Raw genomic sequence first — 16,349 nt, 5'->3', positions numbered from 1 at the left:
GGTCGCGCGGATCGGGAAATCAATAAAAAAGGCACGCAAGGAAATCCCCTTGCGTGCCTTTTTTAAGATGTGGCTTCAAGCCCTATTCCTGTTCGGCAACAAAGGCCTTGTAGGCATCTTCATCCATCAGGTCATCAAGCTGGCTCTTGTCTGCTATCTTGACCTTTAGGAACCATGCGCCGCCTTCCGCGTCGCTGTTGACCAGTGCCGGATCTTCTTCAAGCGCATCGTTGACTTCGCTGACTTCGCCATCGATTGGCGCATAGACTTCGGAGGCTGCCTTGACGCTCTCGACCACGGCGGCTTCGTCGCCTTTTTCCAGTTCCTTGCCAACTTCGGGCAGTTCGACGAAAACGACGTCGCCAAGCTGTTTCTGTGCGAAATCGGTGATGCCGATGGTGGCCACGCCGCCGTTGACTTCAACCCATTCGTGGTCTTCGCTGTAATAGGTGGTCATGTCTCTGATCCCTTTGATTATGCGATGATGCTAATTGCTTATCTGTTGCTGTTTTATTTGAGTTCAAGGGCTCCCTCGGTCCCGAGAGACACATGAGCCCATTTGGTGCTCAGGGTTTGCGTACATAGCGTTGCGGAACAAACGGCGTGGGGGCCACTTCTGCTTCCAAAGCGCGTTTGCGTACGGCAATTGTAACCTTCGTGCCCGGTTCGGCAAAGGCCGGCGGCACATAGCCCATGGCGATAGGCGCTTGCAGGGTTGGTGCAAAGCCGCCCGAGGTTACAACGCCAATGGCATTGCCATCCGTATCCTGAATTTCTGCCCCTTCGCGGGCCGGAGCCTTGCCGATGATGCGCAAGCCAACGCGAATGCGGGCTGGGCCATCTTCAAGTCCCTTCAATATGCGCTCGGAGCCGGGGAAGGCCTTATCCTGTCGGCGGCTTTTCTGAATAGCCCAGCCAAGATCGGCTTCAGCCGGATCGATGCTGTCATCCAGATCATGGCCATAAAGGCAGAGGCCGCTCTCAAGGCGCAGACTGTCGCGCGCGCCAAGACCTGCCGGTGCGACCTCAGGCTCTGCCAGCAACAGGCGTGCCAACGCTTCGGCTTCGTCTGCCGCACAGGAAATCTCGAACCCGTCTTCACCAGTATAGCCACACCGCGAAATGCCGATGGCTACGCCGTTGATTGCATCAGGTGTTTGCGACATGAAGGTGAGGGCATCGGCTTTTGGCGCATGGCGTTTGAGAGCGTCTACGGCCTTGGGGCCTTGCAGCGCCAGAAGGGCCTTGTCATCAAGACGCGTAAGGGAAATGCCATCTGGCAGATTGGCTTCAAGGAAAGCATAGTCCTTTTCCTTGCAGGCGCCATTGACCACCAGCATGAGCGTGCCGTCCAGAGCCGGATCGCCCGGGCGGGTCACGATGAAATCGTCAATGATGCCGCCGGTCTCGTTGAGGAACACGCTGTAGCGCATGCGCCCCGGAGTCAGTTTGGTAAAGGCAGACGGGGTCAGGGCTTCCAGCGCCTTGGCGGTCGTCTCATGATCAGGGCCTTGCAGCAGGGCCTGGCCCATGTGGGATACGTCAAACAGAGCCGCGCTTTCGCGGCACTGGATATGTTCGGCCATGATGCCTGCCGGATAGCGCACGGGCAGCGCATAGCCTGCGAAATCAACAAGGCTTCCGCCCAGTTCTTCATGCAGATCAAACAGGGGTGTCTTTTTGGCGCCACTCAGGTCGGCCATAGCGTCTCTCTTTCTGTTGCAGATGGCCATGTCCGGTCTTCGGAAAGGGGCCTTCTGTGGTTGCACGGGTGCTGAGTGGAAGGCTCCTTGTATGAAGCGTCCATTCGCATCGGTGCCTCCTCTGTCACAGAACCTGAGAGATTTCCCGCTCCCTCTCTCTCCAGCCAACGATGCCGGAACAGACTGGGAGCAGCTGCTTCCTTCGGTGAGCTTTCAAGACACAGTCCTTTCAAAGACCCGTCTTTAAGCTGCTTTCCAGAGTTCGCTGGTCGGGCGGTCCCTTGTGCCTGAGAGTTTCCGAGGCGGTTGCTCCTTCGGCGCGCACGGTCCCCGATGGGCCGAACGCTCTCCCGCTGACTTTGAGCCAGACAACAATAAACGCGTCCGGCTGCAGGAGCGCGATAGGTTCTCCTGCCCGACAAAGGTGCTTGGCGGTGCGTGTAAAGTCAAGACGCCAATGGAGTCTTTCGGTTGGCGAACAGAACAAAATATGTGTGAAACGCAGGAACGGGCCTACCCGGAGTTGTTCGCAGGGCCAAATGCTGCCACATGGGCAGGCAAAAGGGGAAAATCGCGCGCAGTTTGCGTCCATCTCCCCAAGGCTGGATGTGCGCCACCCAATAAAGGCTCTTAGCATGAAGGCATCATGATAAGAGCAGGGCCGGGTGTTTAGTCCGCATTTGGGCGCTTTTGCGCCAGAACCAGATGACCGTAGATGGGTTTACCCTCGTCGGTGCGTACCACGATCATTTCGAAATGCTTCACGTCCATGCGGTTGGCATCCAGCAACTCACGGACATAGCGTTCTGAATGGGCAAAGCGCTGCTTTGGACCGACTTTGTAAGGTGCACCAGCGAAATCTTCCTCCGGCATCGTTTCGGAAGAAAAGGCAAACAGCCCTCCGGCATCAAGGCACCGGCCCACATGGTGGAATTTTTCATCCAGCTCGCCCAGATAAGGCAGTACATCGGTCGAGACAATCAAGTCCCAGCCACTGGCGTCGCCTTCGCCGTCATCCTCGATTTCGCTGAGGAACTCCACCACATCGCCAGCATAGAGATCGTCATAGACTTCCTTGTCATAGGCTTCGTCCAACATGCCGGTGGAGATGTCCACGCCGATCATGTTGTCCACCTTGTCCTTCATGGAGATGCCCGTAAGGCCCGTGCCGCAACCAAGATCCAGCATGCGGGCAAAGCGGCGTTCAGGGGCGGCTGAGTGAATCATCTCACGCACCATCATCGGCACCGCATAGCCCAGATCATCCACGAGAATTTTCTCAAACGCTGCCGCATGTTGGTCAAACAGGGTTGCCACATAGGCAACAGGAGCCTTGTCTGGCGAGGGGCCGCGCTGCATGGAAGCCAGACGCACCGATGCGCCAGCATGATCTTCCGGGTCCAGCTCCAGAGCTTTGCGGTAGCTTTCTGCGGCTTCATCAAACTTGCCGGCTTTCTCAAGCTCCAGTGCGTTGTTGTAAGCCTCTTGCAAGGCGTCGAGGTCAATCTCGGACATGGTATTCTTCCAGATCTTTTGGCTGCAGGGCCAGTGGCGCTGTTTCTGTTTGGCGTAAGCTCTACACCGCCCCATTTGCGAGAGCAAGCATCTTGCGCCTTGAGGAAGGGTTGGCTAGACAGGGCAGCAAATCGAATATCCCTCGTGAGGGACCATTGCCCTCTGCGCCCGCAGCGCCTTTTGCGCGAGGACGAGAAACCCCAAAGATACGCTGCCGCAAGGGGCATAAGGAGCCAACATGAGCAAAGTGACAATTTATACCGACGGAGCCTGCTCTGGAAATTCCGGGCCATTGCCCTCTGCGCCCGCAGCGCCTTTGGCGCGAGGACGAGACAACGCAAAGACACGCCGCCGCAAGGGGCATAAGGAGCCAGCATGAGCAAAGTGACAATTTATACCGACGGAGCCTGCTCTGGAAATTCCGGGCCATTGCCCTCTGTGCCCGCAGCGCCTTTTGCGCGAGGACGAGACAACACAAAGACCCGCCGCCGCAAGGGGCATAAGGAGCCAGCATGAGCAAAGTGACAATTTATACCGACGGAGCTTGCTCTGGAAATCCGGGACCAGGCGGCTGGGGGGCTTTGCTGACCATGGGCGATCATGAGAAAGAACTCTGTGGTGGCGAAGCCAACACCACCAACAACCGCATGGAATTGACCGCTGCTATCGAAGCACTCAATGCCCTCACGCGGGCCTGCGATGTGGATCTTTATACAGACAGCCAATATGTCAAAGGCGGTATTACGGGCTGGATTTACGGCTGGAAGAAAAATGGTTGGAAGACCGCAGCCAAGAAACCGGTCAAGAATGCCGAACTGTGGCAGGCACTGGACGACGCTCTCAAACGCCACAAGGTGGACTGGCATTGGGTGAAAGGTCATGCGGGCCATGATGGCAATGAGCGGGCGGACGAGTTGGCCCGCCGTGGCATGGCTCCCTACAAGGAAGGCTGAAGAGCTCCCCTAAGCTTGGCCCGACGGAAGGGCTATAAGCGGACTAGCTACGCAACATAGTGGTCAGTTGGCGAATGTAGGATTTTTCCGAAACGCGGACATCTTCGACATCGCCATCCAGCTCCACGCCCATGTGATTGCCATGCCTCCAGATCATCTGCACGGGAGCCAGTGTGCCTTCCTTGCGGTTAAGCAAGGTCATCTCTGTGGGCAGCATCAAGTCCTGATCGACAAGGAGCTGCATGCCATTGTCGCATTCATTGCGAATGGTGCAATCCACGCTCATCATGTAATTCTGGAAAAAGAGTTTGGCCCCTTTGAAGACCCGACGCCTCAGGCTCTGGCGGCGTTCCAGGAGTATAGCCATTAAACCAGGCTCCTCTCTGCTATCCTGTTGGCGTTTCAATCAATTTTCAATTTCTATTAAACTGTAAACTTCCAGACAAAATCTTCAATCTTTGTTAAACAAAACCTATAGGTTGTGTTAATGAAATCTTAATCAGGATGCTCGATATCCGGATCGGTGCAATTTCTATGAGCAAAGACAATCAGTTGAATGGTTACTCTGCCTATGATGATCTCGCGACAGGTTGTGTAGTCTTTCCCGTTGGGGATTAAAGGCGCGCACGTTGGCTGGCTCAAATAGACGGCATTTTGGGGAGGGGGTAGCCTTTTGTGGAGGGGGCTTTTATCTCAGCAGGAATCTCCTGCGAAAAAATTAAGGCAGGCCACGGGGGCCTGCCTTCGGTTCGGTGTGTGAGTGTGTGCTATTTGGGTCGTGCTAGTTAAAGATGGTTTGGCCTTCTTTTCTGTTTGCACAGTGGAGTGCCCGGCTGAAAAGCTACTGCCTTCTGGCTGCGATAATGGAGAGCCGACGGATATCTGCACCCGGCAGACGATCAACGTCTGTTCTCTGGCCCGTAAAGTGGACGCCTGCCTTGCTGCCCTCGTGCCATATAACATGGGCATCCACCAACTGGCCTGTATTCCTGTCCAGCAGGCAGACTTGAGACGGCAAGGGTTCGGCGGAAGCCAGATTGAGCAGAATATGCATGCCGCTTTCACTCTCGTTTCCGATCTCGCAATCGATCATGGATGAAAAATGCTCGCAAAACAGCTTGCCATGCTTGCGGACAAGAACACGGGGTTCCTTGCGTCGATCTTCTCTTGGGGCAATGCGTTCCATTCCAGATCGTCTCCTTCATCGGCCCATGAGCCTGTCGGAAGTCTTAAAAGGGTCTTGCTGCCAGAATTGCGATTTTGTTCAAATTTTATCAATTTTTGCGTGTCTTGGCACGGTCGAACGCAAAAGATCGTTAACAAAGCGTATACGTAATAATATCTACAAACCGAAATCTTATAAAATTAAATAATTTCAATAGTTTATAGATTTCTAGAGGAAGGCGCCCCGAGTTCCATGCCGGTTGAAATCCCACGCCAGAGACGGAAACGAGCGCACCATGATCAAGAGAGAATCTAAGGGAAAGTGCTCAAAAGAGAAAAAGGCAGTTAAGAAAATGAGAACGAAAAGTGTACGACTGGGGATAACAGAATTGGTTGCAGGGAACCGAAAAAAATAAAATTTTTAGGGTCAACTCGCGCTTGACATGGCGGGGTGCTAGATTCCTCAGAGGCTTAAGAATTGGTTAATTGGGGATTTGTGGATAGTGTAGAATTTGCTTGATGGCAGAAGTGGAAAAGCGCGTGAAAGAATCATTTCCAAATGCGTCCGCGCTTGCCAAAGTGGCGTCACGACATCGTCAGATCGGGGTTTTCGGAAAAAAGCATCGGGTCATGTACCCGGATTTGTCTTTTTCAACGAGTGACCCCAAGCAGTAAAAGTCGCAAGCATTGAGGCACAGCAATATTGTTGGGCAAGCGCTTGGTCTGTCGGTGGCGGATATCGGATCATTCTTGATGCGGCACATCAGTTGGAATGGATTCGGTATGTAGGATGGCAAAGACCACACATGAAAGGCGAAGCTGACGTGAATAAGACAGACAATGCGGTAGAAATCGGTTCCTACTTTGAACAGTTCATCTCCAAGCAGGTGGCAAGCGGTCGTTTTTCCAGCGATATGGAAGTTTTGCAGGCCGGTTTGCGTCTTCTTGAAGAGAAAGAACTGCGTTTCCATCTCGAAAAAAGCAAGTTGGGTGACGAAAGCTCGGAGGGCGTGGACGAAGTGATCACGGCCGAGAAAGAAGTAGGGGACGTATCCCGATCCGTTACCGAGGCAATGCGTGCACTGGCAACAGCTGCAGGCGATGTCGACACTGCTCTGCCCGCTATTCCCGTGACAAAAGGCCTGCTGCGTCCGCAAATCGCTGCGGAATAAGCTAGAGATTTGTAGCAGGATCCTTGTGAGCCTTTCAAAGAAAGCAGCGCCCCCCGCGCTGCTTTCTTGCGTTTTGGATGTCCTTCTTCATGCCGCTACTCTGCTGCGTTGGTCGTGTGGGCCCGCACGGGACCGATGCAAGGCACTTGCCCTCAAAATCGCGAGGATGTAGGGTGCCGCGCGTAACCGAAAGCGCGCCAACCGGCTTGATACAGGCGCATAGAGATAAGGGCTTGAAGACGTGAAATATGTGAGCACGCGGGGCGATGCGCCTGAACTTGGCTTTTGTGATGCCATTCTGGCAGGGCTTGCCAGTGATGGCGGCCTGTATGTGCCAAAGGTGTGGCCAACATTGAGCGATGAAGAAATCGCTTCGTTAGCTGGCAAGAGCTATGCCGATATCGCCTTTGCGGTCATGTGGCCCTATGTCGAAGGGGAAATTCCCGAAGCAACATTCCGCACCATGATCAACGAAGCTTACGCAACGTTCCGTCATGACGCTGTAGCGCCTCTGGTCCAGACCGGCCCGAACGAATATGTGCTGGAGTTGTTCCACGGCCCGACGCTGGCTTTCAAGGATGTGGCCATGCAGTTGCTGGCCCGCCTGATGGATTATGTGCTGGCCGAGAAGGGAGCCCGCGCCACCATCGTTGGTGCAACATCGGGCGATACGGGGGGGGCTGCCATTGAGGCTTTCCGCGGTCGCTCCAATACTGATATTTTCATTCTCTTCCCTAATGGCAAGGTTTCTCCGGTGCAGCAGCGCCAAATGACCTCCGTGCTGGATGACAATGTGCATTGCATCGCGCTCAACGGCAATTTTGATGACTGTCAGGGGCTTCTCAAGGACATGTTTGCCCATGAGAGCTTCCGCAATAGCATTGCCATGTCCGGTGTCAATTCGATCAACTGGGGCCGTATCATGGCCCAGATCGTCTATTATTTCTCATCCGCTCTGTCGCTGGGTGCGCCTTTCCGTCCGGTGTCCTTCACGGTGCCAACGGGGAACTTTGGCGACATTTTCGCAGGCTTCGTGGCCAAGCAGATGGGGCTGCCGATCGACAAGCTGATCATCGCCACCAACCAGAATGACATTCTGGCCCGCACGCTGGAAAGCGGCAGCTATGAGGTCAAGGGCGTAACCCCGTCCGTCTCTCCGAGCATGGATATTCAGGTTTCCTCCAACTTCGAACGCCTTCTGTTCGAGGTGCATGAGCGCGATAGCTCTGTGGTCAACCGCATGATGGCGGGTCTCAAGCAATCCGGTTCCTTCTCCATTGAGGACGAGCCACTCGCCATGTTGCGTGATGGCTTCGCGGCCGATCGGGCCAGCGAAGAAGACACCGCAGCTACAATAAAGGCTGTGCTGGCTGATAGCGGCTATCTGCTCGATCCACATTCTGCCGTTGGCGTGCATGTGGCGCGTAAATTCGCAGCAACGACCCTCAAGCAGAGCGAAGAGGAAGAAGCTACGACTGGCGGTGCCAATGTGCCGATGATTGTGCTCTCAACCGCGCATCCGGCCAAATTCCCTGCCGCTGTCGAGGCCGCGTCCGGTCAGTATCCATCCCTGCCTGTCTGGCTGGGGGATCTGATGGAGCGTGAAGAGCGCCTCAGCGTCATCGACAACCAGCTTGATGATGTGGAAGCTTTCATTCTGGAACGCTCCCGCGCCGCCAATGACAAGGAGGGCTGAGGGCAGACCTGCCCCGGAAGAAACGGAAAATCCCGGAACAATCATTTCCGGAACAATCCAGAAAGACCCATCAATAACAGGGCGCGCTTGGCCCCGTCTTCGCCTTTTCGCACAAAGGACTGACAACTGGTTTCGAGCGCGCACCTTCGGTCGCTTCAGTTTGATTCTGAAGAGGTCGGAAAAAGGAGCAGAAACCCATTGTCCGTCAATATGACCCGCCTTGCCAATGGCATGACCGTCGTGTCCGATCAGATGCCCCACCTGAAAAGCTCTGCCGTTGGCGTCTGGGTCAATGCGGGGTCACGCTCTGAAGACGAGAATGAGCACGGCATTTCCCACCTGTTGGAGCATATGGCGTTCAAAGGTACGGAAACCCGTTCTGCGGTACAAATTGTCGAAGAGATCGAGTCTGTTGGCGGCGATGTGAATGCCTCCACCGGTATCGAGAATACGTCCTATTTTGTCCGTATCCTCGAAGATGACCTGCCGCTGGCCATCGATATTCTGGGGGACATTCTGGCCAATTCCACCTTCGATGAGGAGGAGCTTGAGCGCGAAAAGCAGGTCATCATTCAGGAAATCGGCGCTGCCTACGATATGCCGGAAGACCGTGTCTTCGATCACATTCTGGAACAGGCCTATCCGGATCAACCGCTTGGCCGCACCATTCTGGGGACGCCGGAAACGGTTCAGGGCTTTTCATCCTTCGACATCGAAAATTACATGGGCACCCATTATCACGGACCCAACATGATCCTGTCGGCCGCCGGGGCCGTGCGCCATGACGATCTGGTTGATCTGGGCGAAAAAGCTTTCTCCGGCTTCAGTAAAACCCCGCCCAAGCCCTTGCAGAAAGCCGTCTATAAGGGCGGTGAAAGCCGCGATTTGCAGAAAGACCTGATGGAAGCGCAGGTAGTGCTGGGCTTTGAAGGTTGCTCCTTTACCGATGATAACTATTACGTTGCCCAACTGCTGGCGGCCATTCTGGGCGGCGGCATGTCTTCGCGCCTGTTCCAGGAAGTGCGCGAGAAGAGGGGGCTTTGCTATTCCATCTACACGCTGCATTGGGGCTTTGAGGATAGCGGCCTGTTCGGCATTCATGCAGCTACTGCTGCGGAACATCTTCCCGAGCTGCTGCCGGTGATCACCGGCGAGCTGATACGAGTGGCTGAAGATCTCACCCAGCAGGAGCTGGAACGCGCTCGAGCCCAGATCAAGGCCGGCTTGTTGATGGGAACCGAAAGTCCGGCCTCGCGCGCCAGCCAGTTGTCTCGACAGGTGGTGCTCTATGGCCGTCCGCGTCTGTTGGAAGAGATGGAAGAAACCGTTGCCGATGTGTCCGTTGCGGATGTACGCGCACTGGCCGAAAAGATTTTCTGTTCCGGAGTTCCCTCCATGGCGTCGGTCGGGCCTGTGCAGAATCTGATGTGGATTGACGAAGTTGCCGACCGTCTCGGCGCTCCCCGCCCCAAAGCCTGATCCGCGCCCTGTGCCATCAGTTTCGGCACGGCAACACGGCAAAAGCCCTCAAAGAGGCGCATTTGAATGAAAATGTGCCGTAACAATCGATGATTGGGCAAGAATTTCAAAGCTTTTCAAAAAGTATGTCTTCCCCTTGGTCATTTCTCTGCGCTAAGCTTTGATATTGGCATTGACTGGTGGTTGCCTTGGCTCTTTTGCAAGGCCGGGTGCATGAGAGCGTCAGGTGACCTTTCCACGAATGCCTTGGCCGACAATCCTGCCCGCTCTGCTTCCGCCAACAAGGAAGCTTTGAGTGGCTGATCTTGTTTGCACATTGGAAAGGCATGGACATGTTTCCTGAGAAAGCTGCCCGCTTCAAAGGGATCCGCGCTGGAGCATCCGCCAGCTTTTTTACGGCAGCCCTTGGCTCGATCGTAAGCCGAACCTCGGCGCGTGGGGCTGTCCACCCGCGTCTAAGTGGACATAGCCTCTATCTGCGTCACCCGGTTAAGGGAGATTTTGCCCAATGGGTGAGGCTGCGCACGGCCAGTGCCGGTTTCCTCAAACCTTGGGAGCCGCTCTGGCCACGGGATGATTTGACAATGCGCGGCTATCGCCGTCGGTTGGACCAGTACCGCCGGGACCGCAAGACCGGCCGCGCCTTGCCCTATCTGATTTTCGATGCCAGAGACAATCGCCTGCTGGGCGGGGTCAATGTCAGCAACATACGCAGAGGCATTTGCCAGACGGCAACCATTGGTTACTGGATGGGTGAAAATCACGCAGGACAAGGAAATATGAGTCGGGCATTGGCCTTGCTTCTGCCCTATTTGTTTGATTGTCAGGGCCTTCATCGCATCGAGGCGGCCTGTTTGCCAACCAACAGCGCATCCATCTCGGTGTTGAAGAAATCGGGCTTTCAGCTGGAAGGCAAAGCGCGTAGCTATCTCTGCATCAACGGACAATGGGAAGACCATCTGCTCTTCTCTGCCTTGCGCAGTGATGTCATCATGTCTGTCGGTTTTTGAAAATGGGCCGCATCGGTTCAGGCTGCTGGAGCGATTCCATTTTGTGATGGAATGTCCGATTGGTCATGGACAGACAAGAAGTGATGCTACGAATAACGCGCGTGTAAGGGGAAACCTTGCCTTCATAACAGCCTAAGCGGCCTTTTCCTTTTTAAAAAGGCAGGAAATTGAGAATTACGCCTTGTATGGCGCAAAGCAAAATTTTAACTATGGTGCACTGCGTCCACACGGATGCTGAATGAGAGAGGGCCCCTGGTGAATCGCGTATCCGTCCTGATCATATCTCTTCTGGCCATGATCCTTGGCTTGGTGGCCACGTCTGCCGCATGGGCCGTGGAAGCTGTCGATGTCAATGCTGACACCAAAGTGCTCAAGCTGGACAATGTGGTCGAGTTTTATGAGGGCGATGAAGATCGTTTGCAGGTGTCGACCGCGCCCGGTCCCGATGGCATCGTCCGCCGTATTGAAGTGCGCGCGCGCCAGCAAGGCTCTGTGCCGGGCTGGTTTGTGTTTGCGCTTGCCAACAACACGGATCGCCAGATCGACCGCTATCTGGTCGTACCCCATTTTCAGCTTTCCGGCTCCGGTTTGCTCAAGCCCGATCTGGGAGACCGGCGGGTCTATTCCATTTCCACCTCGCAAGGCTTTGCGCCAGAGCGTATCCCCGACACCGAGGCAGACGTGTTTCGCGTTACGCTTGACCCGGGCAATGTGGTTACCTTCGTCGGGGAGCAAAGCTCAAAGAGCCTGACGAGCCTCACTCTTTGGCAGCCAGAAGCCTATAAGGACTATGTCAACAGCTATACCTTCTATCGCGGTATCGTGCTTGGCATTGCCGGGCTGTTGGCGCTTTTCCTGACAATCCTGTTTGTCGTCAAGGGCGCAGCTATGTTCCCGGCAGCGGCCTTGTTGGCCTGGTCGGTGCTCGCCTATCTGGCGATCGACTTCGGCTTCATGGGCCGGTTGTTCGATATTCCCACCGCGCATGAGCCAATCTGGCGCGCAGTGGCTGAGGTCGCTTTTTCCGCCTCTATTCTCATTCTGCTCTTTACCTATCTCACGCTGCATCGATGGCATGTGCGCTATCTGCACGCCTCCGGCGTCTGGTTGCTGTTCCTCATCGTTGTGCTTGGCGTAGCGCTTTATGATCCATCGCTAGGAGCCGGTATTGCGCGCCTGTCCATGGTGATCACGGCGGTCGCTGGCTTTGCCGTTATTCTCTATCTCTCCTACACCGGATTTGACCGGGCCATCATGTTGATCCCGACCTGGATTCTGATGCTGCTCTGGTTGCTCGCTGCGGGGGCCGCCGTGGCCGGTGTGCTGGACAATGATCTGGTGCAGCCAGCGCTCAATGGTGGCCTGGTGCTGTTGGTGCTGCTCTTCTGCTTCACTATCATGCAGCATGCCTTCTCTGGCGGCATTCTCGCACAGGGCATCGTGTCCGATAGCGAACGACGTGCGCTGGCCATTGTCGGCTCGGGCGATATCGTCTGGGACTGGGATGTTCCGCGCGATCGCATGCATACGTCACGCGAGGCGGAAAAGCTTTTGGGCCTCAAGCGCGGCGCTCTGGAAGGGCCGGCCCGTGATTGGCTCGATCTGATCCACCCGCAGGATAAAGACCGCTTCACTGCCGTATTGGATGCCATTATCGAGCAACGGCGCGGACGAGTGAATCTCGACTTCCGCCTGCGCGCTGAAGATGGCCATTATCACTGGTTCCGCCTGCGGGCGCGCCCCGTTGTTGGCACCGATGGTGAAGTCGTGCGCTGCGTGGGCACCTTGCTGGACACCACCAACCAGCGGACCGCCGAAGAGCGCATGCTCCATGATGCCGTGCATGACAATCTCACCGGGCTTGCCAATCGCGAGTTGCTGTATGATCGCCTGACAGCGGCCATGAATCGCACCAAGGCCGAAGGGGCGGCAAGACCTGCTACACTTCTGATCGATATAGATAATTTCCGCGAAATCAACGACAATTACGGCCTGTCTGTCGGAGACTCCATTCTGCTCACGGTCGCCCGCCGCCTGACGCGTTTGCTCAAGGTTCAGGATTCGATCGCGCGCTTCTATGGTGACCAGTTCGCCATTGTGCTTCTGTCTGAACAGCAGCCCGAGCGTATTGCCGTCTTTGCCGATAGCGCCCGCAAGGTGCTGCGTGCCCCGATCGTCTTTGGTGACAAGGAACTGAGCCTGTCGGTTTCCATCGGCATAGCCATTCATGATATTCAGGCCCATATGACCGCCGCTGACGTGGTCAATGACGCCGAGTTGGCACTCTATCATGCCAAGCGCATGGGCGGGGATCGCATTGAACCCTTCCGTCCTTCTCTGCGCCAGCAGGGCAAGTTGCGTGGTCCGCTCGATAAGGATTTGCAAGCCGCTATCGAACGCAACGAGTTCGAGATTGTCTATCAGCCGATCGTGGATCTGGAATCACGTATGATTCAGGGTTTCGAAGCGCTGACCCGCTGGCATCACCCTCAGCGCGGGCTCATTCCGCCGTCTGAATTCATCCCGGCAGCCGAGCGCACCGGCTATATCCTGCCGCTTGGGCTTTATGTCATGGAGCAGGCTGCACGCCAGCTCAACCAGTGGCAACAGGCACTGGAAGGTATGGATCGGCTGTTCATGAGCGTGAATGTGTCGTCCCAGCAACTGTTGCGCCATGACTTGATCAATGATGTAAAGACCATTCTGTCGCGTTCCAGCGTCAATGCCGGCACCTTGAAGCTGGAATTGACCGAGAGCCTTGTGATGGAAAATCCCGAATATGCCTCTCAGGTGCTGATGCGTCTGCGTCAGCTGGGGGCAGGGCTTTCTCTGGATGATTTCGGCACGGGTTATTCGTCGCTGTCCTATCTACAGCATTTCCCGTTCGACACACTGAAGATCGACAAGAGTTTTGTCGTCAGTGACAAGGGTACATCGCAAGTCATCTTGCAATCTATCGTCAAGCTTGCCCATGATCTGGGTTTGAGCCTCGTTGCTGAAGGGATTGAAAGTGAGCAGTCTGTCGAGCAATTGAGCACCATGGGCTGCCCATTGGGGCAGGGTTATCTGTTTGGTAAACCGTTGACCGCTGAAGACGCCGAAATACTACTCACCAAGCAGATTGATCTGGCTCGTCAGATGCAGCAGGAAATGCAGGCACGCCGTCAGCGCGCCGCGCAGGAAGCTGCTGCCCAGAAAGCCGAAGAAGAGCGTCAACAGCGCGAGGAAAAACGCCGCAAGGACGCCGAAGAGCTTGAACGCGCTCAGGCTCACGCCCGCGAAGTCGCTGCCCAAGGGTTCAAAACTCCCGAACCTGTGCGTAAGCAGCCAGAGCCGACCAAGGTTGAGCCATCAGTAAAAGAGGCCGCTGAGGAAGATTCTCTTGAAGCAATGCTCGCCGAGAGTTTGGCTGTTGAGCTGGAAGACACCTCAGACCAGACAGGCAATGGCAATACGGGCAACGGCAATAAAGAAGGGAAAGCTGCGGACGACAAAGCCGGGCATGCTTTTGAGCTGAAGGCGGGAGACATCACCCGAACAGCCCGTCAGACGCTTTCCAGTCCTGTGCCACACAAAGCTGCCCCTCAAGCAGCCGCTTCGCCAGGCAAGGCTGAAGAAGGCTCTGAACCAAAGCGCGAGAGCGCTGCTCCACATGCTGCAGCTCAGACGCCCCATCCGCACTATCCCTCAGCCAAAGAGGCAAAGAAGGATGACGAGGCATTAGATCTTCAGTCATCGCTTGAAGAAGCCGTTGGCTCAGCGGCTCAGGAAGCGGTTGCCGATATATCCGGCCAAGAGGCGGACGAGACGAAAATGTCCGGCAAGACCGCTGGTCGCTTCGGTGCTGCGTTGCGCGAGAAGATGAGTGGCGCCAAATCTCTCCTCTCCAACCCGTTTAAGAAGGCGGACGATGAAAAGGATGGTTCCAGCGCCTCCCAATCGGATGTTCCTGTTCCCATGCCTAGAGTTGCTGCCGCCAATCAGCCTGCCGAGAACAAGGCGCAGCCAGGAAAAGGCTCGCACAGAGGCCCGCAGAAAGGCAACCCGCAAGGTGGTCCGGCTGGCAAGGTCCAAGGGGGGAATAGGCAAGGAGCAGCTCAGGCTGGCCGAGGTCAGGCAGGACAAGGACGGGCAGCGCAAGGACGGGCAGCGCAAGGCCCGGCATCACAGGCCAGAGGCCATCAGGGGCAGGGGCGTGTTCATGCTCAAGGCCAGCGCAATGCCCAAGGGAAGGGTAATGCTCAGGGGCGTCCTGTGGCACACGGTCAGCCCAATCAGGCGACAGCTGCGGCTGATCAGAGCCGTCCGGCAATTCCTGCTCAGGGTGGGCCGCGTCAGGGTGACGCTTTGGGCGGGCCTCAAGGCAATAACCAGTCTGGGCCAAGAAATGCCCAGCAAGGCACTCAGCGTGCGCCCGCGGCTCATGGTGGGCAAGGGGCTCAGGTGACGAAAGCTGCAGAAGAATCCCAAATGCAGGCACCTGCGCACTCTACGCAGACGGCTCAACCACAACCACAAGCGCCGGCAACCGTTCCTGTAGAGCCGGTTCGCTCTCCTGAAGGCAAAGCAGCCCTGATGGAGACCACGGCAGCGCCTGCCGTGGATGCGGGCGTGGCCTCTGAGCCAAAGCCCGCTGCGGGAAGTCATCCTGTCGTGTCAGAGGCCGAGGGTAACACACCGCCGGTCGTACCGGAGCAAACAGTACCCGAGCGTCAGCCGGAAGGGGAGAGTGCTGCTGTCCCGGCCCAGCTGTCAGACGCCGAGATTGCCAAGGCTCAGGACGATGGCGAATTCCCGTTCAATATGCCGGATCTTTCCAATATTGATCAGGATATTGCATCGGCTATTCAGCAGGCCATGCGCGGAGGCGGCAAGAAGTCCTGAGATCTCTTGCCTATTCACTCTGGCTCTTGATTTGGAAAAGTCGACTTAATGATGTCGGTTGTTTGCGTTTCGCTATAATCAGAGAATTTTTTGGGGGACGCCAAGTGGAGTGTCTCAAGTGGCACGCCTTAGGCGTGCCCGGCCTCGCTGGATAGCATCGACAGATCAATGCCCAAAAGCTTGAGCCCGGCCTCATAGCGCTGGTCCGGGGCGCATTCAAACAATAGGGACCGGTCGGCGTTGCAGGTCAACCAGCTGTTATTCTGCAATTCGTCTTCCAACTGCCCAGGAGACCACCCGGCATAGCCAAGCGTCAGCAGCGCCGAACTGGGGCCTTTGCCTTCGGCCAGAGCCTTCAGGATTTCAACCGTGGCCGTCAGGCAGATTTCACTGGAAACAGCGAGCGTAGATGCTTCCAGTTGATAGTCGGCACTATGCAGCACGAAGCCACGTCCCTGATCCACCGGCCCACCATCAAGCACATCCATGCTCTGCAGGGGTTGGGGCAGATTAATCATGTCTTCCTCATCGCTCAGGATATCGACCTGACGCAAAAGATCGGGGAAGGTGATTTGGCTGGATACATGATTGACCACAAGGCCCATCGCCCCATCTTCGGAATGAGAGCATAAATAGACAACAGAGCGCTCGAAATGCGGCCCCTTCAGGTTTGGCATGGCAATAAGAAACTGTCCCTCCAATGAAGAAGGCATTATGCTTGACTGCTGTTTTGTTACGTGCTCGATCATATCAATAAAGGTAACTGCGTGCAT

General features: G+C 55.8%; 11 protein-coding genes, 1 pseudogene and 1 riboswitch. Of the genes and pseudogenes, 6 read left to right on the top strand and 6 right to left on the bottom strand.

Features of this window, described 5'->3' with window-relative positions; translation table 11 throughout:
• Positions 1-82 precede the first annotated feature (82 nt).
• The 3 genes from gcvH to ACKPCT_RS11965 form a co-directional block, all read right to left on the bottom strand.
• On the bottom strand, positions 83-457 hold the full coding sequence (gene gcvH, locus ACKPCT_RS11975) for a glycine cleavage system protein GcvH (RefSeq protein WP_090070944.1): 375 nt from the start codon (positions 455-457) through the stop codon (positions 83-85).
• A 109-nt stretch (positions 458-566) separates the two neighbouring features.
• Positions 567-1,703, bottom strand: a complete 1,137-nt coding sequence (gene gcvT / locus ACKPCT_RS11970) for a glycine cleavage system aminomethyltransferase GcvT (RefSeq protein WP_319569299.1) — start codon at positions 1,701-1,703, stop codon at positions 567-569.
• A 264-nt stretch (positions 1,704-1,967) separates the two neighbouring features.
• Positions 1,968-2,066: riboswitch (glycine riboswitch) on the bottom strand.
• A gap of 306 nt (positions 2,067-2,372) precedes the next feature.
• Positions 2,373-3,218, bottom strand: a complete 846-nt coding sequence (locus ACKPCT_RS11965) for a methyltransferase (protein WP_319569298.1) — start codon at positions 3,216-3,218, stop codon at positions 2,373-2,375.
• A 512-nt stretch (positions 3,219-3,730) separates the two neighbouring features.
• Between ACKPCT_RS11965 and rnhA the strand changes: the two genes are divergently transcribed.
• Positions 3,731-4,171, top strand: a complete 441-nt coding sequence (gene rnhA, locus ACKPCT_RS11960; protein WP_090070936.1) for a ribonuclease HI — start codon at positions 3,731-3,733, stop codon at positions 4,169-4,171.
• Positions 4,172-4,214: 43 nt separating this feature from the next.
• Here the strand turns inward: rnhA and ACKPCT_RS11955 are convergent, their stop codons facing one another.
• Positions 4,215-4,538, bottom strand: a complete 324-nt coding sequence (locus ACKPCT_RS11955) for a hypothetical protein (protein WP_090070934.1) — start codon at positions 4,536-4,538, stop codon at positions 4,215-4,217.
• A gap of 474 nt (positions 4,539-5,012) precedes the next feature.
• Positions 5,013-5,357: a PilZ domain-containing protein gene (locus tag ACKPCT_RS11950; RefSeq protein ID WP_090070932.1), complete on the bottom strand. Its 345-nt coding sequence runs from the start codon at positions 5,355-5,357 to the stop codon at positions 5,013-5,015.
• Between the two features lie 802 nt (positions 5,358-6,159).
• Here ACKPCT_RS11950 and ACKPCT_RS11945 point away from each other — a divergent pair.
• From ACKPCT_RS11945 to ACKPCT_RS11925, 5 genes and pseudogenes are all read left to right on the top strand, one after another.
• The gene (locus tag ACKPCT_RS11945) at positions 6,160-6,507 is read left to right on the top strand and encodes a type II toxin-antitoxin system ParD family antitoxin (RefSeq protein ID WP_175527990.1); all 348 of its coding nucleotides are present in this window, start codon (positions 6,160-6,162) and stop codon (positions 6,505-6,507) included.
• A 241-nt stretch (positions 6,508-6,748) separates the two neighbouring features.
• On the top strand, positions 6,749-8,203 hold the full coding sequence (thrC, locus tag ACKPCT_RS11940; protein WP_090070929.1) for a threonine synthase: 1,455 nt from the start codon (positions 6,749-6,751) through the stop codon (positions 8,201-8,203).
• Positions 8,204-8,401: 198 nt separating this feature from the next.
• On the top strand, positions 8,402-9,682 hold the full coding sequence (locus tag ACKPCT_RS11935; RefSeq protein ID WP_319569297.1) for a M16 family metallopeptidase: 1,281 nt from the start codon (positions 8,402-8,404) through the stop codon (positions 9,680-9,682).
• A 332-nt stretch (positions 9,683-10,014) separates the two neighbouring features.
• Positions 10,015-10,692 carry a GNAT family N-acetyltransferase gene (locus ACKPCT_RS11930; RefSeq protein ID WP_319569296.1) on the top strand — a complete coding sequence of 226 codons (678 nt, stop codon included), beginning with the start codon at positions 10,015-10,017 and terminating at the stop codon, positions 10,690-10,692.
• 294 nt (positions 10,693-10,986) lie between these two features.
• Positions 10,987-13,812: pseudogene (locus tag ACKPCT_RS11925) on the top strand (EAL domain-containing protein); the annotation flags it as partial.
• Between the two features lie 1,892 nt (positions 13,813-15,704).
• Here the strand turns inward: ACKPCT_RS11925 and ACKPCT_RS11920 are convergent.
• Positions 15,705-16,289, bottom strand: coding sequence for a YqgE/AlgH family protein (locus ACKPCT_RS11920; protein WP_244544633.1), 585 nt, complete (start codon positions 16,287-16,289; stop codon positions 15,705-15,707).
• Positions 16,290-16,349 lie beyond the last annotated feature (60 nt).

Origin of the sequence: Cohaesibacter marisflavi (assembly GCF_963665895.2) — a bacterium.
GTDB classification, from domain to species: domain Bacteria; phylum Pseudomonadota; class Alphaproteobacteria; order Rhizobiales; family Cohaesibacteraceae; genus Cohaesibacter; species Cohaesibacter marisflavi.
Note: the sequence above shows the minus strand (reverse complement) of the source record. Positions and strands in the feature narration are given on the sequence as shown.

Bases quoted from the DNA above. Each gene is read 5' to 3' on its own strand.
- gcvH (WP_090070944.1), bottom strand. From the start codon at position 457: ATGACCACCTATTACAGCGAAGACCACGAATGGGTTGAAGTCAACGGC.
- gcvT (WP_319569299.1), bottom strand. From the start codon at position 1,703: ATGGCCGACCTGAGTGGCGCCAAAAAGACACCCCTGTTTGATCTGCAT.
- ACKPCT_RS11965 (WP_319569298.1), bottom strand. From the start codon at position 3,218: ATGTCCGAGATTGACCTCGACGCCTTGCAAGAGGCTTACAACAACGCA.
- rnhA (WP_090070936.1), top strand. From the start codon at position 3,731: ATGAGCAAAGTGACAATTTATACCGACGGAGCTTGCTCTGGAAATCCG.
- ACKPCT_RS11955 (WP_090070934.1), bottom strand. From the start codon at position 4,538: ATGGCTATACTCCTGGAACGCCGCCAGAGCCTGAGGCGTCGGGTCTTC.
- ACKPCT_RS11950 (WP_090070932.1), bottom strand. From the start codon at position 5,357: ATGGAACGCATTGCCCCAAGAGAAGATCGACGCAAGGAACCCCGTGTT.
- ACKPCT_RS11930 (WP_319569296.1), top strand. From the start codon at position 10,015: ATGTTTCCTGAGAAAGCTGCCCGCTTCAAAGGGATCCGCGCTGGAGCA.
- ACKPCT_RS11920 (WP_244544633.1), bottom strand. From the start codon at position 16,289: ATGCCTTCTTCATTGGAGGGACAGTTTCTTATTGCCATGCCAAACCTG.